Below are 22,103 nucleotides of genomic sequence, written 5' to 3' on the forward strand. Positions count from 1 at the left end.
CCAAGCAGACCTCGTTCAACGGCAAGAAAGTGCTCGACGGCTCCTTCACCGCCGCCACTTTCCAGGTCGGCGCCAACGCCGGCGACAACATCACCATCGGATCGCTGGCCGACACCACCGCCGAAAACCTGAGCACCATCGCCTATGGCGAAGTGACCGTTGCCGCCATCAACCCGAACGCAGCGGGCTTCACCGGTGCCGGAACCGCCGTCGCCGACGGCGTGCTCGACATCACGGTTGCCGGCACGACCTACGAACTGGGTGCCCTCACTGCGGCCGATTCGGGCACCGAGCGCATTGGACAGGTGGTGGAAGCCATCAACCGCAGGGCCAGCGACACCGGCGTCTCGGCCTACCTGGTGGACAACGGAAACGGGACGTTCGACCTGGAGGTCATCTCTTCTCGCCTGGACGCCGCAGGCGCCCCCATCATTCCCACGTTTTCCGCCGGATTCACCGTTGCCGCCACGGGCTTCGCCGCACCGACCGTGGTCGCCGCCTCCGCTGACCTGACCGGCATCGACTCCATCGACGTCACGAGCGAGAAGGGTGCCTACATCGCCATCAAGAAGCTCGACGACGCACTGGACCAGGTCAACAGTTCGCGCGCCACCCTGGGTGCCGTGCAAAGCCGTTTTGAAAACGCCGTGGCCAACATCCAGATCGGCGTGGAAAACCTCTCTGCTTCGCGCGGCCGCATCATGGACGCCGACTTTGCCAAGGAGACCGCCAATCTTTCGCGTGCCCAGATCCTGCAGCAAGCCGGAACGGCCATGGTGGCCCAGGCCAACCAGGTTCCCCAGGGCGTGCTGTCCCTGCTGCGCTGATCGGCGCAGCGCTCGCAAGCGCCACACCTTCGGGCGGGGCGGCCCCGGGCGGCGGCGGCGGTGAACAACCGCCCCGCCGCCTTGGGCCTTGCGGGGTGAACACAGCGCATGCCAGACGCGTGCGCTGTGTCCAACCCGACAAGGAGTCACCATGCCCATTTCATCGCCAGGTCTTGCCAGCGGCATCGACATCAAGAGCATCGTCTCGCAACTGGTGGCTCTGGAACGTGCCCCGCTCGCACCGCTGCAGCAACAGGCTGCCAGCTTCCAGAGCAAGTTGTCCATCTACGGCACCATCAAGTCGATGGTGGCCGGTCTGGGCGACGCGGCGGCCAAGCTTTCCGATCCCACCGCCTGGGATCTGGTCAAGGGCGGATCCACCGCGCCCGACAAGGTGGGCATCACCGTGTCCCCGGGGACCGCGCCCACGTCCATGAGCATCGAGGTGCAATCGCTGGCCAGGTCGCAGTCCAACGCATCGATCGCCATACCCGTCGGCTCGCCGGTGGGCAGCGGGACACTGAGCATCCAGCTCGGCAGCTGGGCCACGGGCGATTTCGTGGCAGGCAGCGCGGCCGCGATCGATGTGGCGGTCACTGCCGACGACACGCTGTCCTCCATTGCCACCAAGATGAACGCTGCCAACGCCGGCATCAGCGCCACCGTGCTGCGAGATGCGTCGGGTGAACGCTTGCTGGTGCGCTCGCAAGACACCGGTGAAGACCTCGGTTTCCGCATCCAGGTCGCCGACGACGACGCCACAAACACCGATACCGCGGGCCTTTCGCGCCTTGCCTACGACAAGGTGGCCGGCAACTTTCATGGCATGACTCTCAGCCAGGCGGGTGTCAATGCCCAGGCCACGGTGAACAACGTGCCCATCTCGTCAGCGAGCAACACCGTGCGGGATGCGTTGCCAGGCATCACGCTGAACCTCTTGCAGGTCACCACCACCCCGGTGGACCTCACCGTGTTCAACGACAAGGAGGGCATGCGCAAGAACCTCCAGTCTTTTGTGGATGCCTACAACGCCATCAACAACATGCTGGCCACCGCCACCAAATACGACCCCGACACCAAGGTGGCCGGGTCGTTGCAGGGCGACAGCACCGCCGTGGGGCTGCAGAACGCGCTGCGCGGCATGATGCGCTCGGTGACCCCCGGCGGCAGCTTCACCCGTTTGCTGGACATCGGCATCGAGATCAAGAACGGCGGCACGATGAGCATCGACGCGGCCAAACTGGACACCGCATTGAACGATCCGTCGGGTCTGAAAACCCTGTTCACGGCCGAGAGCAGCAACCCCGCAGCCAGGGGCTTCGGCCTGAAGATGGACGCCTTTGCCGACGGCCTGCTGGCCGCCAACGGTCTGGTGACGGGCCGCGCCGAAGCCCTGAAAAACTCGGTGACACGCAACACCAAGGAGCAGGACCGGGTGGCCGACCGCGCTGCGCGCGCAGAGGTCCGCTTGCTGGCGCAATACAACGCCATGGACGCCGCGGTGGGCCGACTCAACGGACTGAGCGCCTTCGTGAACCAGCAGGTCACGCTGTGGAACAAGAGCACGGGATGAGGCCCCCACTGCGCCCGGCCAACCCGACCCTTCGCAGCCCCCTGCCCGGTCGGGTTTTTCACGCCGGGCGCGATGCATTGATGAAGAAGGCGAAACCATGAACACGTCGACACCATTTACACCGCATATCCGCGCTTTGGCGCCTACAGTCCCCTTGGGGCGTGCCGATACAGGAAGGTATCAGCCACAAGGAACCGAAGCCATGTTTACCTCTGTGAATTCACGAGCCGCCTCCGCCTACAAACGCGTTTCCGCCGACACCGGCGTCAGCGCCGCCGACCCGCACCAATTGGTCAGCATGTTGTTTGATGGCCTCATCCAGTCGCTCAACGCTGCGCGTGGTGCGATGGAGCGCGGCGAGATCGAAGCCAAGGGTCAGGCCATCGGCAAAGCCGTTCGCATCCTCGAAGAAGGCCTGAAGGCCGGCCTGAACATGCCACAGGGCGGCGGCCTGGCCTCCAACCTGCGCGGCCTCTACGACTATGCGATCCAGCGCCTGTCTCTGGCCAACCTGCGCAACGACCGCGCGCTGATCACCGAGGTCATCCAACTCATCGAACCCGTGGCCGACTCCTGGAAACAGATCCGCGGCGCTGCCACCGTACCGCCCGCCCAGGGCCTTGGGGCCTGACATGGAGCACAGCTTGCTGGACTATTACAAGGCGATCGAGCGCACGAGCAGCCAGATGCTCGATGCGGCCAAGACGGAAAACTGGGACCAGGTGGTGCGGCTCGAGGGCGCTTGCGCGGTGCTGATCGCGCAACTGCGGTTCAAATCGAAGACCGTCGAGCTGGCGCCCGCGGAGCGCCAGGAAAAGACGAAGATCATGCAGCGCATCCTGCGCACCGACGCCGAGATCCGCAACCTGGCCGAACCGTGGCTGAACGACCTGTCGCAGCTCATCGACCGCAACCAACCTCAACCCATGCATTAGAAGGGAAGCCCCCCTGCGCCGCTTTGCGGCTTCCCCCCGGGGGGACGATGCCTGAGGCCTGGCAAAGCCAGTTCCTCGGCATCTCTGGGCTCAGACACGCGCTCCGGAGAGGCGGAGTCAGACCCCCATGTTCATGATGTCTGTGTAGGCCTGGACCATTCTGTTTCTGACATGCAGCGTGGCCTGAAACCCGATCTGCGACTTCTGCATCGCCAGCATGGTTTCTTCCAGGCTCACCTTGGGGTTGCCCAGCTGCAGCTGGGTCTGCAGTTGCGAGGCGTCGTTCTGCGCGGCGCTCACGGTCTTGAGCGCGTCCTTGAGGTTGGCGGCGAAACCACCCTCGGCGCCGGCCACGCCGCCAGGGCGCTTGAGCTGGCTCTGGCCGAGCCCGGTGAGTGCCTGGCTGGTCAGGGGGGAGATGCGCATGTCCATGGCAGATTCCTCTCACAAAGTGAATGCGTCGATGCTAGGCGGCGAGCCCCGCGAACGGGGCGGGAATAAGGGCACAAAGCACGGCCTTATCAAGGCTATGGCGCAGGGGGTGGGACCGAATAATCGGTTGCAACGGGTTGTATTCCAGCCCCGCATGCGACTCTTTTCCGGCGACCTTTCACCCGAGCCCTGCACCCCATGAGCACCACCCTGGCACCGATAGAACTCCAGCCCGCAAGCCGCAGCGCTTTCGGCGAAGGCCTCTCGCGCATGGACCAGGCGCAGAAGATCAAGCTCGGCCTGGGCGCCATGGCCCTGCTGGCGATCGCCCTGGCCTTCTTCTTCATGGGCCGCCAGCCCGAGTACCGCGTGCTCTACGCCAACCTCGGCGACAAGGACGGCGGCGCCATCGTGGCCCAGCTCTCGCAGATGAACGTGCCCTACAAGCACGCCGAGGGCGGCCAGGCCATCCTGGTGCCGGCCGACAAGGTGCACGACACGCGTCTGCGCCTGGCGTCACAAGGTCTGCCCAAGGGTTCGGTGAGCGGCTTCGAGCAGATGGAAGCCAACCGCTTCGGCATGACCCAGTTCCAGGAACGCCTCACCTTCCAGCGCGGTCTCGAAGGCGAGCTCACCCGCTCGATCCAGTCGCTCTCCTCGGTGCAGAGCGCGCGCATCCACCTGGCACTGCCGAACCAGAACGGTTTCTTTCGCGAACAGCAAAAACCCAGCGCGTCGGTGCTGCTCACCCTGCACCCCGGCCGCACGCTCGACCGCGCCCAGGTGGCCGGCATCGTGCACCTGGTGGCCAGCAGCGTGCCCGAGATGAACCCCAAGGCGGTGAGCGTGGTGGACGACGCCGGCAGCCTGCTCTCGGCCCCGGCCGATGCGCAGGCCCAGGGCGCCGACACGCAGAAGCTGCAGTACACGCAGCAGATCGAACAGCTCTACACGCGCCGCATCATGGAGATGCTCGAACCCCTGGTGGGCCGCAACAACGTGAAGGCCCAGGTCAGTGCCGACGTGGACTTCTCCCTGGTCGAGTCCACCAGCGAACAGCACAAGCCCAACCAGAGCCCCGACACCAGCGTGGTGCGCAGCCAGCAGACGGTGGAAGACGGTTCGGCCGCCGCGGCGCAGCCCGCCGGCGTGCCCGGCGCCGTGACCAACCAGCCGCCGGTGCCCGGTGCGGCACCCATCAATGGTGCCGCCGCGCCGGTGGGCGTGGCAGGCCCGGGCGCTGCCGACAAACCCGGCACCATGCGCCGCGAGTCGGTGGTGAACTACGAGGTGGACAAGACAGTGAAGGTGGTGCGCGAAGCCAGCGGCCAGATCCGTCGCCTGAGCGCGGCGGTGGTGATCAACCACCGCACCACGGTGGACCGCAACGGCAAGGAAACCACCGTGGCCATTCCGCCCGAACAGCTGGAACAGATGACCGCCCTGGTGCGCGAGACCATCGGCTTCAACAAGGACCGTGGCGATTCGGTCAACCTGGTCAACGCGGTCTTCAATGTGGAGAAGACCAGCGAAGTGGAAGAAGTCGCCTGGTGGAAACAGGCCGAAAACCAGGAGTTCCTGCGTGGTCTGGCCTGGCCGATCGGCATGGTGGGCCTGGGCCTGCTGGTGCTCATGGGCATGGTTCGCCCGGGCCTCAAGCTGATCAAGACACCGGTGGTGCGCAGCCAGACCGAACTGCAACCGCTCAACGCCATGCTCAACGAAGCCCCCGAGCGCCCCGGTCTGCCGATGCCCGGCAACGAACCCACGCCGGAGGCCCAGCGCATCACCGACGCCAAGCGGCTCGCACTCGAAAACCCGATGGCCGTGGCCAATATCGTCAAAGGCTGGGTGAATGGTGAGGCTCCGGCATGAGCCGGCGCCACCCCCTGCGCCGCTGCGCGGCTTCCCCCTCTCTCGCCTTCGGCGGGAGGGGGACGGCACCTGCGGCCCGGCAAAGCCGGTCCCGCGGTGCCCCTGGGCGCGGTCACTTCGCGCCGGCTGATTTCTCTTTGCTTCGCTTGACAAGGATCTGAACATGGAAGACCAGGGAATCCAGGACGCCGCGATCTTTCTCATGTCGCTCGGCGAAGAAGAGGCGGCCGAGGTGTTCAAGCACCTGAGCCCGAAGGAAGTGCAGAAGCTCGGCGAGACGATCGCCAAGACACGCTCGGTCTCGCACGAGCGGGTGGACCAGGTGATGCAGAAGTTCACCGGCGCAGCGGCGTCGCAAAGCCTGCTGGTGTCCGACACCGACAACTATGTGCGTGCCGTGCTCAAGCGCGCGCTCGGCGACGACAAGGCTTCCTTGCTGATCGACCGCATCCTGCAGGGCGGTGACGTCTCGGGCATCGAGAGCCTGAAATGGATGGACCCGCTGTCGATCGCCGAGCTGCTGCGCAACGAACACCCGCAGATCGTGGCCGCCATCCTGGTGCACCTCGAGTCCGACCAGACCGCCGGCGTGCTGAAGAATTTCACCGAACGCACCCGCAACGAGGTGATGCTGCGCATCGCCACGCTCGAGGGCATCCAGCCCACGGCCCTGAAAGACCTCAACGAGGTGCTCTTCAAGGTGCTCGCCGGAGGCGACAAGATCCGCAAGACATCGATGGGCGGCGTGAAGACCGCGGCCGAGATCATCAACATGATGGGCTCGCAGATCGAGACCTCGGTGATCGATTCGATCCGCGAGTTCGACGCCGAACTGGCGCAGAAGATCATGGACAAGATGTTCGTGTTCGAGGACCTGCTCAAGCTCGACGGCAAGTCGATGCAGATGGTGCTCAAGGAAGTGGCCACCGATGCGCTGGTGGTCTCGCTCAAGGGCGCCACCAACGAGCTGCGCGAACTGGTGTTGGCCAACATGTCCACCCGCGCGGCCGAAGCGCTGCGCGAAGACCTCGAATCGCGCGGGCCCATGCGCCTGTCGGAGGTGGAGACGCAGCAGAAAGAGATTCTGAAGATCGTGCGGCGCCTGGCGGACGAAGGTCAGATCATGATCGGCGGCGGCGGTGAGGAAGAGGCGTTCGTATGAGGGAGATCACCCCCCGCCGCGCTGCGCGCGTCCCCCCTCTCTCGCCTGCGGCGGGAGGGGGGCGGCACCTGGGGCCGGCAGAGCCGGACCCGCGGTGCCCCTGGTTGGGGTCACTTCGCTGCGGCTGGGGCCGGCGCAGCCGGGCCCTTGCTGCGGCTGGGTTCAATTCCTTCTTCTGCGGCTGAGTGACCATGGCTTCCAAACCCAACCCCCACTCCCGTTTCATCCCGCGCGAAGAGATCGAAGGCGTTGCGGCCTGGCATTTTTCGGCGGTGGATGGCAGCGACGATCGTCTGCATGCATCCGCCGGCGACCGCCACGAAGGCGTGACCAGCGAGGTGTTGCAGGAAGCGCGGCAGCAGGCCCATGCCGAGGGCTTCGAGCGTGGGCACGAGGCCGGTGGTCAGGAGGTGCGTGATGCGCTCGAAGCCACGGTGCGCAAGACGGCCGAAGAGACCGCGGTGCGCATGGCCCAGTTGCTGCACAACACCCGCGACCACCTGAAGAAGAGCGAAGAGAAAATCTCGCGCCACATTCTTGAACTGGCCTGTGACCTGGCCCGCCAGGTGGTGCGCCAGACGATTGCCATCGACCCGCAGCACATGAAGCCGGTGATCGCCGAGGCCCTGTCGCAACTGGTCGACGACGGCCTGCCGGTCATGGTGCGGATGAACCCGGGCGACCTCGCGCTCATGAAGGGCGTGCTGCTGGAAACCCTGAACAGCCCGCTGCCCGAGTTCGTGGCCGATGCACAGATCAGCCCCGGTGGCTGCCTGATCGAGTCCAGCACCTCGGCGGTGGACGCCACGATCGAAAAGCGCTGGTCGCGCGCCGTGGGCAACCTCGGCATGAACGTGGCGTGGAACCAGAACCCAGGAAACACAGATGTCTGACAGCACGTTCGGCACAGAGAGCCGCTGGGGCCACTTCATGGACGACGTGCGGGTGAACGCGGCCGTGGACACCCCGCTGGAAGTGCGCGGCACGCTCACGCGCCTGGCCGGCCTGGTGCTGGAGGCCGTGGGTCTCAAGGTGCCGGTGGGCTCGCAATGCCTCATTGGCAACGGCAACAAGCCGCCGGTGCTGGCAGAAGTGGTGGGGTTCTCCAACGACCGCGCCTTCCTGATGCCTGCGGGCGACACCCACGGTCTTTCCAGCGGCGCGAGTGTGACGCCGCTGGCGCCCTACCGCACCGTGCCGCGCGTGGGCCACACCAACAAACCGCCCTCGCCCGACGACCGCGGCACGCTGCGCCTGCCACTGGGCCGGGGCCTGCTCGGCCGCGTGGTCGACTCGCACGGCAACCCGATGGACCACCAGGGTCCGATCATCAACGTGGACATCGAGCCGATGGACCGCGCACCGCTCAACGCGATGGACAGGGATCCGGTTCGCACGCCGCTGGACACCGGCGTGCGCGCGATCAACGCCCTGCTCACCGTGGGTCGTGGCCAGCGCATCGGCCTGTTCGCCGGCTCCGGCGTGGGCAAGAGCGTGTTGCTGGGCATGATGGCGCGCTACACCAAGGCCGACGTGATCGTGGTCGGGCTCATCGGCGAGCGCGGTCGCGAGGTGAAGGAATTCATCGAGGACATCCTGGGCGTGGAAGGCCGCAAGCGCTCGGTGGTGGTGGCCGCACCGGCCGACGCGCCGCCCCTGGTGCGCATGCAGGGTGCGGCCTACGCCACCGCGATCGCCGAGCGGTTTCGCGATGACGGGCTCGATGTGCTGCTGCTCATGGACTCGCTCACCCGTTACGCCATGGCGCAGCGCGAGATCGCGCTGGCCATCGGCGAGCCGCCGGCCACCAAAGGCTATCCGCCGTCGTGTTTTGCCAAGCTGCCGCAGTTGGTGGAGCGCAGCGGCAACGGCTTGAACGGCGTGGGCTCGATCACCGCCTTCTACACCGTGCTGTCCGAAGGCGACGACCAGCAGGACCCGATTGCCGACGCGGCCCGCGCCATCCTGGACGGCCACATCGTGCTCTCGCGCTCGCTGGCCGAGTCGGGCCACTTTCCGGCCATCGATGTGGAGGCCTCAGCCTCGCGCGTGATGCACAACGTGGCCGGAGCGGTGCACCTGGATCTGGCGCGCAAGTTTCGCGGCGCCTGGTCGCGCTACATCAAGAGCCGCGACCTGATCCAGCTCGGCGCCTATGTGCCCGGCAGCGACCCCGAGACCGACCGCGCCATCGTGCTCTACCCCGCGCTGCAGCGCTTCCTGATGCAGGACATGAACGAAGCCGCGTCCCTGCCCGACAGCCTGCAGCAGTTGCAGGCGGCACTGCAGGAAGACAAACCGGCCAACGCCCAGCGCCCGTCCCGCGCCCACCACAACCCCTATGAAGGCAAGCAGGCATGACGACCATTCAGACATTGAACAAGGTGGTTGAAATCGCCGAAAAACGCCGCGACGAAGCCCTCGGTTCGCTGGGCCAGATGCAGCGCGAACTGCAGGTGGCGCAGGACCAGATGGACCAGCTGCAGGCCTACGCACAGGAGGCCGAGCAACGCTGGGCGGTGCGCAGCGCCGCCGGCGTGGACACCGCCTTGCTGATGCACCACCGCCAGTTCATGGCCAAGATCGACCACGCGCTGGAGTTCCAGCGCGGTGTGCTGCGCGAGCGCATGGACATCATCGAGCGTTGCCAGGGACAGGTGCACGTGTGCGAGCGCGACGTGGCCGGCCTGCGCAAGTTCACCGAACGCAAGCAGCTCGCGGTGCAGCAGCGCGTGCAGCGCCAGGACCAGAAAAACACCGACGAGATGGCGCTGGCCATCCACCTGCGCCAGAGCCTGGCGCGGACGCAACAGGAAGGCATTCGCACATGAGCAGCACCACCACCACCACCGCCAGCCCACCCAAACCGGTGGAGGCCACGGCCAGGCCGGCGCAGGCCGGCGCCCGCGCACCGAAGGACCAGCCCGACGGCACGGACATTTTCTCGAGCCTGCTCAACCTGCTCGCCAGCACCCAGGTTCTGCCCGAAGCCAGCAGCGCGCCGGGCGAGCCGCCCGCGGCTGCCAGCGCCGAAGAGCGCGCCGAGCAGAACGGTCCGGCCAACCCCTTGACCGCCCTGATGGACTGGGGCATGCCGGGATGGTCGCGCACCGCTTCGACCGCCCGCACCGACGGCGATGCGGGCCTGCCCGGTGCCGCTGCAGCGAACCGCCCGGCGCCCGCCAGCGGCCGCGAAGGCAAGATCGACGTTCAGGACATGACCGCCGTGCCCGACACACCCGTGGATGCCGGCCTGATCGACGGCGCGGTGCAGGCCGGTCCCCGGGGCACTCCCGCGTTGCCGGCCAACAGCCCCCGGGCGGGCGCCGCCATCGCAGGCGCTGCACGAGGCACCGACGGTGTCACCGCCAGCACGGCCTGGCGGCACGCATCGTCCGCCAACAGCGAGACGGTGGCGCTGCAGCAGGCTGCGAACCAGACCGCCCAGGCCCACGCGGTGCGCAGCACCGTGGCCTTGAACGAGCGCTTCGGCCTGACCCCCGGTGTGCCGCTGGCGCCGACGGACCGGCGTGACGTCCCGGTGGAAGGGTTCAACCCACCGGCATTGGCAGGCCCGGGCCCACAGGCTGCGCAAGTCGCCGCGCTGCCGGGTGCCGTGGCGACAGACCTTGCCATGGGCTCGGACAGCGCCGGCTCCAACAACCCGTCGCACGAGCCCACCGACACCGGGGCCGACAACCCCATGGCCGACACCCATGCCGGCGAAGAACCCACCGTGACCCACTGGGGCACGCAGCACTTGCGACACGCCAGCCTGCGTGTCGGCGGTGAAGCGGGCGAACAGGCGATCGACATCCAGCTCTCGATGCAGGGCCAGGAAGTGCAGGTGGCGTTCATGAGCGAGAGCGCCGAGGCGCGCGCCTTGTTGCGCGAGAACGCCGGCGCTTCGCTGGCCGACCTGCTGAACAGGAGCGGCATCCAGCTCGGCGGCGTGTCGGTCGGGGCCCACGGCCAGCCGGGTTCGCGCGGTGATGACGGCGCGGCGCGGCCACGGGGCGTGACGCAAGTCAGCAACCCCACCGCTGCAGACGCGACCCGCCCCACGCCATCCGCACCCAGAGCCGACGGCAGCCACCCGCTGGACGTCTTCGCCTGAACACCTTAATAAGCGCCTTTTCAGGCGCTTATCTGATGACCGGCATGAGGGCCCCCGCCCAATAATTCTTCAAACCCCACGCGCATCGTGCGTGTGCCTCCCCCTCCCCGCGGGGGCTTTTTGAAGGATGACCATGTCTGCTGCTGCCGCCGCCACCACCGCCGCTCCTGAAGCGCCGAAGAAGAAGAGCAAGAAACTGCTGTTCATCATCATCGGCGTGGTGGTGCTGGCCCTGATCGGTGCCGCAGCGGCCCTGTTCATCCTCAAGAAGAACACCGCCGAGGACGACGAGTACGCCGACGACGAGGCCGTGGCCCAGGTGGCCAAGGACCCGAAGAACGCGCCCACCTTTCTTCCGCTGGAGAACATGGTGGTCAACCTGGCCGACCCAGGCGGCAGCCGCTTCATCCAGCTCGGCCTGACGCTGCAACTGCAGGACGCCAAGACCGAAGCCGACGTGAAGACCTACATGCCGAACATCCGCAGCGAGATCCTGCTGCTGATCTCCCAGCGCACGGCCGACGAGATGCTGCAGGTGCAGGGCAAGGGCAAGCTGGCCAACGACATCATCGCGGCCATCTCCAAAGAGATGGGCTACGAGATGCCGGCGCCAGCGGCCGGCGAAGAAGGCGCGCCGAAGAAAAAATCGAAGGCGGCGCCGAACCCGGTGCAGGCCGTGCTGTTCTCCAGCCTCATCGTGCAGTGACCGGAGCCCCACGCCATGGCTGAGTCATTTCTGTCCCAGGAAGAAATCGACGCCCTGCTCGAAGGCGTCACCGGCGAGAGCCAGAAACTCGCCAAGGAAGACGCGCCCACCAGCGGCGTGCGCGACTACAACCTGCAGAGCCAGGAGCGCATCGTGCGTGGGCGCATGCCCACCATGGAGATCGTCAACGAGCGCTTCTCGCGCAACCTGCGCCTGGGTCTCTTCAACTTCATCCGGCGCAGCCCCGAGATTTCGGTGGGCGCGGTGCAGGTGCAGAAGTACAGCGCCTTCCTGCGTGAGCTGGTGGTGCCGACCAACTTCAACATCATGGCCATCCGCCCGCTGCGCGGCAACGGTCTGGTGGTGTGCGAACCCACCTTGCTGTTCGGTGTGATCGACAGCCTGTTCGGCGGCAACGGCAAGTTCCACACCCGCATCGAGGGCCGCGACTTCTCACCCACCGAACAGCGCGTGATCAACCGCCTGGTGGACGTGGTGGCCGAGGAATACAAGAAGGCCTGGCGCGGCGTGTATCCGATCGAGCTGCACTACCAGCGCTCGGAGATGCAGCCCCAGTTCGCGACCATCGCCACACCCAGCGAGATCGTGGTGTCCACCAGCTTCACGCTGGAGATCGGCGACATCACCGGCTCGCTGCACCTGTGCATTCCCTACGCCACGCTGGAGCCCATTCGCGACGTGCTGTATTCCAGCGTGCAGGGCGACGCGATCGAGGTTGACCGCCGCTGGGTCAAGTTGCTCAGCCACGAGATCCAGGCCGCCGAGGTCACCATGGTCGCCGAGCTGGCGCAGACCGACGCCACGGTGGAGCAACTGCTGGCCATGCAGATCGGCGACTTCATCGAACTCGACCGCAACCCCACCATCCAGGCGCATGTGGACGGGGTGCCGATCTTCGAAGGTCAATACGGCACCCACAAAGGCAAATACGCACTTCGCGTGGAGCGCAACCTGCGCGGCATCGACTCGAACTGGCTCGGAGAAAACCATGTCCACTGAAACCCCTTCACAAGAATCCGTTGCCGACGACTGGGCGCAGGCCCTCGAAGAGCAGTCGAGCACCAGCACGTCGGCCGACGATGGCCCGCACGTGTTCGAGGCGAACGCCACACCGATCCCGACGGCGACGGGGGCCTCCACCGGAAACCCGATGCACGACATCCAGATGGTGCTCGACATCCCGGTGCAGCTCTCGGTGGAGCTTGGCCGCACGCGCGTGCCGATCAAGTACATCCTGCAACTCGCGCAGGGCTCCATCGTCGAGCTCGACGCACTCGCCGGTGAACCCATGGACGTGCTGGTCAACGGCTACCTGATCGCGCAGGGCGAGGTGGTGGTGGTCAACGACAAGTTCGGCATCCGGCTCACCGACATCGTCACGCCTTCTGAACGCATGAAGAGAGTCAGCAGGACATGAAGGGGTGGACCCCCCGCGCCGCCTTCGGCGTCACCCCCCTGGCAGTGGGGCGATGACTGGGGCCGGCGAAGCCGGACCCGCGTCATCACTGGATTGAAAACCCTTCGTTCGAACGACCATGTTGCAAAACGCTCTTCCTGCCCTGCTGCTGCTGGCCTTGATGGTGGGCCTGGCCTTGGCCCTCAAGTGGGCACGGGGTCGCCTGCCCGGGATGGCCGGCCACGGCGGGCCGGCCTTGCAGGTGCTCTCCAGCCTGTCGCTGGGGCCGCAGCAGCGTGTGGTCGCGGTGCAGGTGGGTGAAGGTGCCGATCGCATCTGCCTGGTGCTGGGCGTGGCCGCGGGCAGCGTGACCGCGCTGCACCAGATGCCGTTGCCGGCCGAACTGCCCGGCTTGCCGATCGATCCCGCGGCACCGCCCAGCGGCTTCGCTGCGCGACTCTCACAACTCATGAAAGCCCCCCATGCGCCGCGTTGACCTGATGCGAGGCGGGCTGATCTTCGGCGCGCTGGCGCTGTGTGCCGCCGGTGTCTGGGCGCAGGCGCTGCCGCTGCCCACACCTCCGGCAGCCCCGGCCGCCGCCGGTCCATCGCTGCCCCTGATGATCGGTCAGGGCAGTGGCAGCACCAGCTACTCGGTGCCGATCCAGACCCTGCTGTTCTTCACCGCGCTCTCGTTCCTGCCGGCCGTGCTGCTGCTCATGACCGGCTTCACCCGCATCGTGATCGTGCTCTCGCTGCTGCGTCAGGCCCTGGGCACCCAGTCGGCGCCACCCAACCAGGTGATCGTGGGCCTGTCGCTGTTTCTCACGCTCTTTGTGATGGGCCCCACGCTGGACAAGGTGTACGCCGATGCCTACGAGCCCTACTCGCGCAATGCCATCACCTTCGACCAGGCGCTTGAGCGCGGCCAGGGCCCCATGCGCGCCTTCATGCTCAAACAGACGCGCCAGTCCGACTTTGAACTCTTTGCCAAGCTGGCCAAGCTGCCGAACGAGGTGAGCGCCGAGAACGCACCGTTTCGCGTGCTCGTGCCGGCCTTCGTCACCAGCGAGCTCAAGACCGCGTTCCAGATCGGCTTCATGATCTTCATTCCCTTCCTGGTGATCGACATGGTGGTGGCCAGCGTGCTGATGTCGCTGGGCATGATGATGCTGTCCCCGGTGCTGGTGGCGCTGCCGTTCAAGCTGATGTTGTTTGTTCTGGCTGACGGCTGGAATCTGCTGATTGGTTCGTTGGCGGCCTCCTTCGCCCAATAGGAAAAGACATGGATCCCCAAGCCGCTCTAACGATGGCGCAGAACGCGCTGTTCATGTTGCTCATGGTGGCCGCACCGGTGCTGGCCACGGTGCTGGTCGTGGGTCTGGTGGTGAGCCTGTTCCAGGCCATCACGCAGATCAACGAGGCCACACTGGCCTTCGTGCCCAAGCTGATCGCAGCGATTGCGGTGTTCGCCATCGCCGGGCCGTGGATGATGACCACCATGGTCGAGTTCATCCGCAGCACCATCCTCTCGATTCCGAACTATGCGATCTAGAGCCAGCGTGGCGAACTGACATGCCCACGTTCACCGAAGCGCAGGTGATGGCGCTGGTCTCGCCGGTGTTCTGGCCGTTCCTGCGCATCCTCGCCGTCTTCTCGAGCGCACCCATCTTCTCCTCGCGCTCGGTGCCGCTGCGCACCCGGGTGGCGCTGGCCTTCATCGTGGCCGTGTGTGCCCAGGCCGGCCTGGGCGACCAGCCCATGGTTGCGCTCACCGATCCGCAGGCGTTTTCCACCGTGGTGCAGCAGGTGGTGGTGGGCATCGCCATCGGTCTGGCGGTGCGCATCGTGTTCGCCTCGGTGGAGCTGGCCGGCGAAGTCATCGGTCTGCAGATGGGCCTGAACTTCGCGGGCTTCTTCGATCCTTCGACCAATGCACAGTCGAGCACGGTCGGCCGCTTCTTCGGCAACACCACCATGCTGCTGTTCGTGGTGATGGGTGGGCACCTCATGCTGCTGCAGGCGGTGATCGCCAGCTTCAACACCTTTCCGGTGGGCGGCGGCGCGCTCGAATCGGTCAACCGCATGCAGCTGCACGAGCTCGGTGCCGTGGTGTTCCGCTACGGCCTGTGGATCGCCCTGCCCATGATCGGCATGCTGCTCTTCATCAACATCGTGCTGGGCTTCGTCTCGCGCATCGCGCCGCAGATGAACGCGTTTGCCATCGGCTTTCCACTCACGCTGTCGGCCGGCCTGGTGGGCATCGCCTTCACCTTGCCGATGCTCGACGCCCCGGTGGCCGCCCTCATGAAACTGGCCACCGACATCTTCACCGGCGGCTGAGGCCGCGCTCACTCCCAGGTCAGTCGCACCAGCTTCCACTCGTTCGACACCAGGCGCCACTCCAGGCGCACCTCGTACGGCGCAGCCCGCTCGGGAATCAGCCCCTGCGCACCCGTGACCACCACCTGCGCCTGCGTCAGGCCCGACTGGCGTGCGGTCGGATCGATGCTGCTCTTGCGCGTGAGGGCGATCACCTTCACGCTGGCATAGCGCAGGAACATGAGCGTCATGGTCTTGCGCGCCCCGTCACGGTCCATGCCGTCCTGGGCCGAGAAGCCGGCGTCGAGCTGGTCGAGCACCGCGCGGGTGTCCTTGGCCTCCAGGTTGTCCTGCAACTGCTGCACCGCGGCCTCCAGCCGGGCCTGCGGATCGTCCTTGCCGCAGCCGCCCAGCAGCAAGGCCGCCACCATGGCCAGGACCACCCACCACCGCACCGACACACCCGACTTGCCCAGTACCACCTTGAACCCCTCGTCACAATAGGCCCTCCACTGTAGTCGTCTGCCATTGCCCCCTGGAGACTCCCTTGAACCTAGTCCACCTGCTGCTGCGCCAGGCGCGGCAATGTCCCGACCGCCTCGCCATCCTGTACGGCACCGAGCCCTGGGCCACGCACGCGCAGTGGGCGCAGCGCAGCGCCGGCCTGGCGCAGCGCATGCGGGCTGCCGGGCTGGTGCCGGGCGACCGGGTCATGCTCTTCATGCGCAACCAGCCGCGCTACCTCGAGATCCTGTGGGCGGCGTGGTGGGCCGGGCTGGTGGTGGTGCCGGTGAACGCCAAGCTGCACCCGCGCGAGGCCGAGTGGATCGTGGCCAATGCCGGTGCGCGCTGGGCCTTCGTCACCCACGACGTGGCGAGCGAACCGCTGGCCGGGCTGCAGCAGCAGATCGATGTGGAGTCGGACGCTTGCGACGACCTGCTCACGCCGGTCGGCGATGCCTGGGCGGTGCCGGTGGTCGAACGCGAGGCGCAAGACCTCGCCTGGCTGTTCTACACCAGCGGCACCACCGGGCGCCCCAAGGGCGTGATGCTCACGCACCGCAACCTCATGACCATGGGCCTGACCTATTTCATCGACGTGGACCCGGTGAGCAGCGAGGACGCCATCGTCTATGCCGCGCCGATGTCGCACGGCGCGGGCCTCTATGCCATTCCACACCTCATGGCGGGTGCGCGCCACGTGGTGCCGGCCTCCGGCGGAGTCGAGCCGGCCGAGCTGTTTGCGCTCGGTGAGGCGATCGGGCCGCTGTCCACCTTCGCCGCACCCACCATCGTCAAGCGCCTGGTCGACCATGCCGAGCAGCACGGCATCCAGGCCGAGGCGTCGGCACGCGCCTTCAAGACCATCGTCTACGGCGGCGCACCGATGTACGCGGCCGACATCGCGCGGGCCCTGCGCGTCATGGGCCCACGCTTCGTGCAGATCTACGGCCAGGGCGAAACGCCCATGGTCGGCACCGCACTCTCGCGCCGGCAACTGGCCGACACCGCCCACCCGCGCCACACCGAGCGCATGGCCTCGGTCGGGGTGGCGCAAACCCCGGTGCAGGTGCGCGTGGCCGACGCCGACGGCCGCAGCCTGCCCACGGGTGCGGTGGGCGAGGTGCTGATCAAGGGCGACAGCGTGATGGCGGGCTACTGGAACAACCCCGAGGCCTCCAGTGCCGCGGTGCGCGACGGCTGGCTCTTCACCGGCGACGTGGGCTGCCTGGACGCCGACGGATTCCTGACGCTCAAGGACCGCAGCAAGGACCTGATCATCAGCGGCGGCTCCAACATCTACCCGCGCGAAGTCGAGGAAGTGCTGCTGACCGCGCCCGGCGTGGCCGAGGTGGCGGTGGTGGGCCTGCCCGACGCCGAATGGGGCGAAGCGGTGGTGGCCTTCGTGGTGCTGCAGCCGGGGTCAACCGCCACCAGGGACACGCTCGACCGGCACTGCCTGGCCAGCATGGCCCGCTTCAAACGACCCAAGCGGTATGAAATCGTGACCGAGCTGCCGAAGAACAACTACGGCAAGGTGCTCAAGACCGAGCTGCGCCAGCGGCTGGCCGACCCCGCGCATGCCGCGTCCGGTCAGCGCTCGGCGATGTAGTGCGACATGGTCGCGCTCTCGCCCTCGGCGAGAAACGCGCGGATGTCGGTTTCCAGCGCGCGGTCGGCCACGGTGGCGCGGGCGCGCTGGTGCAGGTAGTCCGCCCACGAGGCGACGATGAAGCGTTCGACATACCGCGAGGGCTCACCCAGATCGCGGTAGACGCGCCAGAAGCTGGCGCCGTCGCGCCGACGCGGCGCCTTCATGCGGGCGATGGTGTCGAGAAACGCCTGGTCCACGCCGGGGCGGATGCGGTAGCCCACCTCCACCGCCACCGGACCGGCCGCCGGGCTGGGCTCGTCCACCACGAAGAGTTCGTCCCAGGGTGTGCCCTGCGTCACCTCGTGCAGAGCGCCCATGCGCAGCGGAAACGGGCGCACCAGCAGCAGGCCCGCGGCCATCAGCACGCCCGCGGCCACCAGCGCAGCGGTGAGGCCGGCGATGTCGGACACCGCGCCCCAGAAGGCCGAGCCGATGGCAAACGCCCCGAGCGCCGAGACGATGTGCAAGGCCACGGCGCGCGAACGCACCCAGGGCGGCGCGCTGGCCTGGGTGGCGGTGTTGAAGGTGGACATGGTGGCCATCCACGCGGCGCCGCCCACGGCCATGGCCGTGTACACCAGCCACGGCACCCGCACCCAGGCGGCCACCAGCATCACCAGTGCAAACGCCAGGCAACTCACCGACACGATCGCATCCAGCGCAAAACGCGCGCGCAGCCGGCCGATCACCAGGCCCGAGGCCACCGCGCCGGTGCCCAGGCAGCCCATGAGCAGACCAAAACCCTCGGCGCCCGTGCCCAGCTGGCGCTGCGCGATCACCGGCAGCAGGGCCCACAGGGCCGAGCCGGCTGCGCTGAACGCCATCACCCGCACCAGTTGCGCCAGGATGATGCGCGAGTGCCAGGCAAAACGCAGGCCGCTGAGCGTGCCGCCCCATAGCCGCTCGGGCGGCAGGCTCGACGGTGGGTGGGCGCGTGGCGGCCAGCGCCGGATCGACTCCCACATGACCAGCGTGGTGAACACCGTGACCACGAACACCCAGCCCGCGCCCAGCCGCGCAAACAGCAGGCCGGCCAGCGTGGGGCCGATGGCGCGAGCCGCGTTGTAGGCAATGCCGATGGCCGTGATGGCCTGCGGCCATTCGTCGCGCGGCACCGGATCGATCACCGACGAATTCCAGGCCGGCGTGAGCACCGCCGTGCAGCAACCACACACGAACACCAGAAACAACACCGAGCCCGGCCCACCCCAGCCAGCGAGCACCAGCGCGGCCAGCAAGGCGCAGGCGGCCACCTGGGCGATGAGCGCACCCGAGATCAGGCGGCGGCGGTCGGTGGTGTCGGCCAGCACACCGGCCGGCAGGGCCAGCAGGAACATGGGCAAAAACACCGCGGTCTGCACGAGCGCTGCCAGAAACGAGGAGCCGGTGAGCTCCACCATGAGCCAGGCCGCCGCCATGGTCTGCATGCCCGCGCCGATGAAGAAGATGGCGCCGCAAATCCACAGGCCCCGAAAGGCCGGTTGGCGCAGGGGGCTCCAGATGGACGAAGAGGGCGGTGCGGGCATCGAGCCATTATCAGCAGGTACTGAATTGAAGCGGCGTTGCGTCCAGCGTGCCCCGCACCCCCCTTCGACAGGCCCGGGGCAGGCCAGCCTTCTCCCCGGAGGGGCAAGGGGGCAAGGCACTGCAACTGGCGAGGGGAAGCTCTCCAGGGGCGGCAAGGGTCCGGCTGCGCCGGCCCAAGCCGCCGTCCCCCCTCCAAGCGCCGAAGGCGCGCCAGAGAGGGGGGAAGCCGCGTCAGCGGCGCAGGGGGGAGTTCCTAAACAATCCCGTTTCGAATGGCATACACCGTGAGTTCGGCGTTGTTCGCCAGGTGCAGCTTTTCGAGCACCCGGGCGCGGTAGACGCTCACGGTCTTGGGGCTGAGCATGAGCTCCTCGGCGATGTCGGAGAGCTTCTTGCCCGAGGCGATCTTCTGCAGGGTCTGGAGTTCGCGCTCGGACAGGCTGGCGTGCAACTCCTCGCTTTCGGGCGCATTCAGGTTGTCCACCAGCATCTGGGCCACTTCGGCGGTCACGTACTTGCGGCCCTGCATCACGGTGCGGATGGCGGCCACCAGCTCGGCCGGCTCGCCGGCCTTGTTGAGGTAGCCGCGCGCGCCGGCGCGCAGGCAGCGGATCGCGTACTGGTCTTCCGGGTACATGGAGACCACCAGTGATTTCACGCTGGAGCCCTCCTCCTTCAGCGCGGCCAGCACCTCCAGCCCGCCGCGCCCGGGCATGTTGAGGTCGAGCACGAGCACGTCGCACTCGGTCTTGCGCATGGCTTCGCGCAGCTCGGGGTAGCTGCCGGCTTCCCCCACCACCTGGATGTCGGTGGCCTCCGAGATGGTGTCGCGGATGCCGCGTCGCACCACCGCGTGGTCGTCACACAAAATCACCTTGATCATGGGCTTGCTCCGCGGCTTTCGCCGCGCTGTCCGGTTTGTTGGGGGTTGTCAGGGGAACGGACAGGATGACCGATGTGCCCCGGGCCGAGGTGCTCACGTCGAGCCAGCCGTCCACCTTGGCGGCTCGCTCACGCAGGCCCAGCAGCCCGAACGATTTGGTTTTGCGCAAGGACTCCGGGCTCATGCCCTGGCCGTTGTCGGTGACTTCAAGGGTCAGCACGCCTTCGCCGTCGCTGAGGTCGATCTCCACCGCCGTGGCGCGGGTGTGCTTGGCGATGTTGGTCAGGGCTTCCTGGGCCGTGCGGTAGGCCACCAACTGCACATCCATCGGCACATCGATCTGGTCGGACGAGCGGCGGATGGTGACCCGCAAACCGCTGCGGCGCTCGAACCCGCCGGCCAGCCATTGCACCGCAGCCACCAGGCCCTGGTCGAGGATGGGCGGGCGCAGGTTCATCATGATGCGCTGGCTTGCGCCCAGGGCGTGCTGCAGCATCTCCATGGCCGTGCCCACGTGCTTGAGCACCTCGGCATCGGTGTTGCGCCGACCCACCCAGGCCAGGTCGAGCTTGACCGCGGCGAGCGCACCGCCGATGTCGTCGTGGATCTCGCGGGCGATGTCGGCCCGTTCCTGCTCGATGCTGGTCTGCAGGTGCTCGGCCAGTTCGGCCAGGCGCTGACGCGACTCGGCCAGCTCTTCGGCCGCCCGCGCGCGTTCTCGCCGCGTCTGCGACACCTCGATGGCCCGTTCGATCACGTGCGAGAGGCGGTGCATGCTGTCCTTGAGCAGGTAGTCGCTCACGCCGCGGTGCATCGCATCCACCGCCGCCGCCTCGCCGATGGCGCCGGAGAGGATGACAAAGGGAATCTCGATCTGCATCTCGCTCACCACGTCCCACGCGTCCATGCCGGTGAAACCGGGCAGGTGGTAGTCGGCGAGCACCACGTCGAAACGGCCGGTAAGCAGTTCGCGCCGCAGGTCTTCCAGGGTGTCGACCAGCACCACCTCGCTGGCCAGCTTGCTGCGCTGCAGGGCGAACTTCACCAACGCATGGTCCACCCGAGAATCTTCCAGGTGGAGGATGTGAACCAGTGGTTTTTCGGGGTTCTCGGACACGCCTGTTGGATGGTTGGGGGATGCCGGAATGGGCCGGGGCCGGCCCGTCGCTGGCGACAGCGGCGGAACAACCCCGGAAAAGGTGCTGAATTCGGCCAGTTTTCTGCCGATACAGCTTCTTACAGACCGACAAAATTGTACTGCCCACCCTATCGCGATCCCTACCTGAGCAACAACATGGACCCACTGACGATGCAGCCTGCTCCGCCGAGCGTCTCCCTGCCCGTGAACCTGGTGGCCAACCTACAGGACTCGCTGCTCATGGCCGTGACCGACCTGCAGCGGCTCGAAGGGCTGCTGGACCACGCCACGACCAACCTGATGGAGCGCTTCGGCACGGCCAACCAGGCCCTGGGTGCCCTGCCTGAAAACCGCCAGGGCGAACTCGGCCCGATCCGCACCAGCCTGCACCAGGCCGTGACGGAATTGCAGTTTCACGACATGGCCACCCAGCTCATCGTGCACACCGGCAAGGTGCTGCAAAGCTGTGCGTGGCGCCTGGCCGAAGAAGCGATGGAGCCCGAGGAGGGTGAAGTCCCGCTGGGCCTCGACCCGATGCCCGAGCGACCCAGCCCGGTGACCCAGAGCGAGATGGACGCCGGCTCCATCGACCTGTTCTGACCGGACAGGCCCGGATTCAAGACCCCCCGGTATCTGCCGATATTTGACTGAAACACGGAGTTAGCCATGCGATCCATTCTTGCCGTCGACGATTCGGCTTCCATGCGAAAAATGGTGGCATTCACCCTCACCGGCGCGGGCTACCACGTGGTGGAAGCGGTGGACGGTCAGGACGCTTTTGAAAAAGCCCAGACGCACAGCATCGACCTGGTGCTGACCGACCAGAACATGCCCAACCTGGACGGGCTGGGCCTGACGCGCAAGCTGCGCGACCACCCCAAGTTCAAGACCACACCCATCCTGATCCTGACCACCGAGTCCAGCGACCAGATGAAACAGGCCGGCCGCAGTGCAGGTGCCACCGGGTGGCTGGTCAAACCCTTCGATCCCAGCCGCTTGATCGAAGTCATCCAAAAGGTGATCCGGTGACCCCG

General features: G+C 66.9%; 25 protein-coding genes. 20 read left to right on the top strand and 5 right to left on the bottom strand.

Features of this window, described 5'->3' with window-relative positions; translation table 11 throughout:
- The 4 genes from QUV35_RS16275 to QUV35_RS16290 all read left to right on the top strand — a co-directional run.
- A partial coding sequence (locus tag QUV35_RS16275) for a flagellin (RefSeq protein ID WP_300876440.1) occupies nt 1-827 on the top strand: 827 nt, incomplete at its 5' end.
- A gap of 151 nt (nt 828-978) precedes the next feature.
- Entirely contained in the window at nt 979-2,400 is a 1,422-nt protein-coding gene (fliD, locus tag QUV35_RS16280; protein ID WP_300876443.1) for a flagellar filament capping protein FliD, read from the top strand.
- Nucleotides 2,401-2,602: 202 nt separating this feature from the next.
- Nucleotides 2,603-3,031: a flagellar export chaperone FliS gene (gene fliS / locus QUV35_RS16285; protein ID WP_300876445.1), complete on the top strand. Its 429-nt coding sequence runs from the start codon at nt 2,603-2,605 to the stop codon at nt 3,029-3,031.
- Between the two features lies 1 nt (nt 3,032).
- Nucleotides 3,033-3,335: a flagellar protein FliT gene (locus QUV35_RS16290; protein WP_300876447.1), complete on the top strand. Its 303-nt coding sequence runs from the start codon at nt 3,033-3,035 to the stop codon at nt 3,333-3,335.
- A gap of 117 nt (nt 3,336-3,452) precedes the next feature.
- On the opposite strand, the gene fliE is transcribed toward QUV35_RS16290, so the two are convergent.
- Nucleotides 3,453-3,767 carry a flagellar hook-basal body complex protein FliE gene (gene fliE / locus QUV35_RS16295; protein ID WP_300876449.1) on the bottom strand — a complete coding sequence of 105 codons (315 nt, stop codon included), beginning with the start codon at nt 3,765-3,767 and terminating at the stop codon, nt 3,453-3,455.
- Nucleotides 3,768-3,965: 198 nt separating this feature from the next.
- On the opposite strand from fliE, the gene fliF reads away from it, so the two are divergent.
- The 13 genes from fliF to fliR all read left to right on the top strand — a co-directional run bounded on the left by fliF (nt 3,966) and on the right by fliR (nt 15,387).
- Nucleotides 3,966-5,642 (top strand): flagellar basal-body MS-ring/collar protein FliF, encoded by a 1,677-nt coding sequence (gene fliF, locus QUV35_RS16300; RefSeq protein ID WP_300876451.1) that lies wholly within the window; start codon nt 3,966-3,968, stop codon nt 5,640-5,642.
- Nucleotides 5,643-5,805: 163 nt separating this feature from the next.
- Nucleotides 5,806-6,804 carry a flagellar motor switch protein FliG gene (fliG, locus tag QUV35_RS16305; RefSeq protein ID WP_300876453.1) on the top strand — a complete coding sequence of 333 codons (999 nt, stop codon included), beginning with the start codon at nt 5,806-5,808 and terminating at the stop codon, nt 6,802-6,804.
- A gap of 191 nt (nt 6,805-6,995) precedes the next feature.
- Nucleotides 6,996-7,697: a FliH/SctL family protein gene (locus tag QUV35_RS16310; protein WP_300876455.1), complete on the top strand. Its 702-nt coding sequence runs from the start codon at nt 6,996-6,998 to the stop codon at nt 7,695-7,697.
- A gap of 37 nt (nt 7,698-7,734) precedes the next feature.
- Entirely contained in the window at nt 7,735-9,165 is a 1,431-nt protein-coding gene (fliI, locus tag QUV35_RS16315) for a flagellar protein export ATPase FliI (RefSeq protein ID WP_300876568.1), read from the top strand.
- Entirely contained in the window at nt 9,162-9,635 is a 474-nt protein-coding gene (gene fliJ / locus QUV35_RS16320) for a flagellar export protein FliJ (protein ID WP_300876458.1), read from the top strand. Before fliI ends, fliJ begins: the two co-directional genes overlap by 4 nt.
- The gene (locus QUV35_RS16325) at nt 9,632-10,921 is read left to right on the top strand and encodes a flagellar hook-length control protein FliK (RefSeq protein ID WP_300876460.1); all 1,290 of its coding nucleotides are present in this window, start codon (nt 9,632-9,634) and stop codon (nt 10,919-10,921) included. The genes fliJ and QUV35_RS16325 overlap by 4 nt, the downstream gene beginning before the upstream one ends.
- 133 nt (nt 10,922-11,054) lie before the next feature.
- On the top strand, nt 11,055-11,627 hold the full coding sequence (locus tag QUV35_RS16330) for a flagellar basal body-associated FliL family protein (RefSeq protein ID WP_300876462.1): 573 nt from the start codon (nt 11,055-11,057) through the stop codon (nt 11,625-11,627).
- 15 nt (nt 11,628-11,642) lie between these two features.
- Nucleotides 11,643-12,647 carry a flagellar motor switch protein FliM gene (gene fliM / locus QUV35_RS16335; RefSeq protein WP_300876464.1) on the top strand — a complete coding sequence of 335 codons (1,005 nt, stop codon included), beginning with the start codon at nt 11,643-11,645 and terminating at the stop codon, nt 12,645-12,647.
- The gene (gene fliN, locus QUV35_RS16340; protein ID WP_300876466.1) at nt 12,637-13,065 is read left to right on the top strand and encodes a flagellar motor switch protein FliN; all 429 of its coding nucleotides are present in this window, start codon (nt 12,637-12,639) and stop codon (nt 13,063-13,065) included. Before fliM ends, fliN begins: the two co-directional genes overlap by 11 nt.
- Nucleotides 13,066-13,183: 118 nt before the next feature.
- Nucleotides 13,184-13,540: a flagellar biosynthetic protein FliO gene (locus QUV35_RS16345; protein ID WP_300876469.1), complete on the top strand. Its 357-nt coding sequence runs from the start codon at nt 13,184-13,186 to the stop codon at nt 13,538-13,540.
- Entirely contained in the window at nt 13,527-14,321 is a 795-nt protein-coding gene (gene fliP / locus QUV35_RS16350) for a flagellar type III secretion system pore protein FliP (RefSeq protein WP_300876472.1), read from the top strand. Before QUV35_RS16345 ends, fliP begins: the two co-directional genes overlap by 14 nt.
- An 8-nt stretch (nt 14,322-14,329) precedes the next feature.
- Nucleotides 14,330-14,599 carry a flagellar biosynthesis protein FliQ gene (fliQ, locus tag QUV35_RS16355; RefSeq protein WP_291217287.1) on the top strand — a complete coding sequence of 90 codons (270 nt, stop codon included), beginning with the start codon at nt 14,330-14,332 and terminating at the stop codon, nt 14,597-14,599.
- A gap of 20 nt (nt 14,600-14,619) precedes the next feature.
- Nucleotides 14,620-15,387 carry a flagellar biosynthetic protein FliR gene (gene fliR / locus QUV35_RS16360; RefSeq protein WP_300876487.1) on the top strand — a complete coding sequence of 256 codons (768 nt, stop codon included), beginning with the start codon at nt 14,620-14,622 and terminating at the stop codon, nt 15,385-15,387.
- A gap of 8 nt (nt 15,388-15,395) precedes the next feature.
- On the opposite strand, the gene QUV35_RS16365 is transcribed toward fliR, so the two are convergent.
- Nucleotides 15,396-15,848, bottom strand: coding sequence for a hypothetical protein (locus QUV35_RS16365; RefSeq protein ID WP_300876490.1), 453 nt, complete (start codon nt 15,846-15,848; stop codon nt 15,396-15,398).
- A gap of 65 nt (nt 15,849-15,913) precedes the next feature.
- On the opposite strand from QUV35_RS16365, the gene QUV35_RS16370 reads away from it, so the two are divergent.
- Entirely contained in the window at nt 15,914-17,479 is a 1,566-nt protein-coding gene (locus tag QUV35_RS16370) for an AMP-binding protein (protein WP_300876493.1), read from the top strand.
- On the opposite strand, the gene QUV35_RS16375 is transcribed toward QUV35_RS16370, so the two are convergent.
- The 3 genes from QUV35_RS16375 to QUV35_RS16385 all read right to left on the bottom strand — a co-directional run bounded on the left by QUV35_RS16375 (nt 17,461) and on the right by QUV35_RS16385 (nt 21,048).
- Nucleotides 17,461-19,047 carry an MFS transporter gene (locus QUV35_RS16375; protein ID WP_300876495.1) on the bottom strand — a complete coding sequence of 529 codons (1,587 nt, stop codon included), beginning with the start codon at nt 19,045-19,047 and terminating at the stop codon, nt 17,461-17,463. The two genes, QUV35_RS16370 and QUV35_RS16375, sit on opposite strands and share 19 nt — an antisense overlap.
- Before the next feature lie 254 nt (nt 19,048-19,301).
- On the bottom strand, nt 19,302-19,931 hold the full coding sequence (locus QUV35_RS16380; RefSeq protein ID WP_300876498.1) for a response regulator transcription factor: 630 nt from the start codon (nt 19,929-19,931) through the stop codon (nt 19,302-19,304).
- Nucleotides 19,909-21,048 carry an ATP-binding protein gene (locus tag QUV35_RS16385; RefSeq protein WP_300876500.1) on the bottom strand — a complete coding sequence of 380 codons (1,140 nt, stop codon included), beginning with the start codon at nt 21,046-21,048 and terminating at the stop codon, nt 19,909-19,911. Before QUV35_RS16385 ends, QUV35_RS16380 begins: the two co-directional genes overlap by 23 nt.
- A gap of 177 nt (nt 21,049-21,225) precedes the next feature.
- On the opposite strand from QUV35_RS16385, the gene QUV35_RS16390 reads away from it, so the two are divergent.
- Nucleotides 21,226-21,669 (top strand): hypothetical protein, encoded by a 444-nt coding sequence (locus QUV35_RS16390; RefSeq protein WP_300876503.1) that lies wholly within the window; start codon nt 21,226-21,228, stop codon nt 21,667-21,669.
- A gap of 66 nt (nt 21,670-21,735) precedes the next feature.
- Entirely contained in the window at nt 21,736-22,098 is a 363-nt protein-coding gene (locus QUV35_RS16395; protein WP_300876506.1) for a response regulator, read from the top strand.
- Nucleotides 22,099-22,103: the final 5 nt, after the last annotated feature.

Source organism: Hydrogenophaga sp. (assembly GCF_030373225.1).
Lineage (GTDB): Bacteria > Pseudomonadota > Gammaproteobacteria > Burkholderiales > Burkholderiaceae_C > Hydrogenophaga.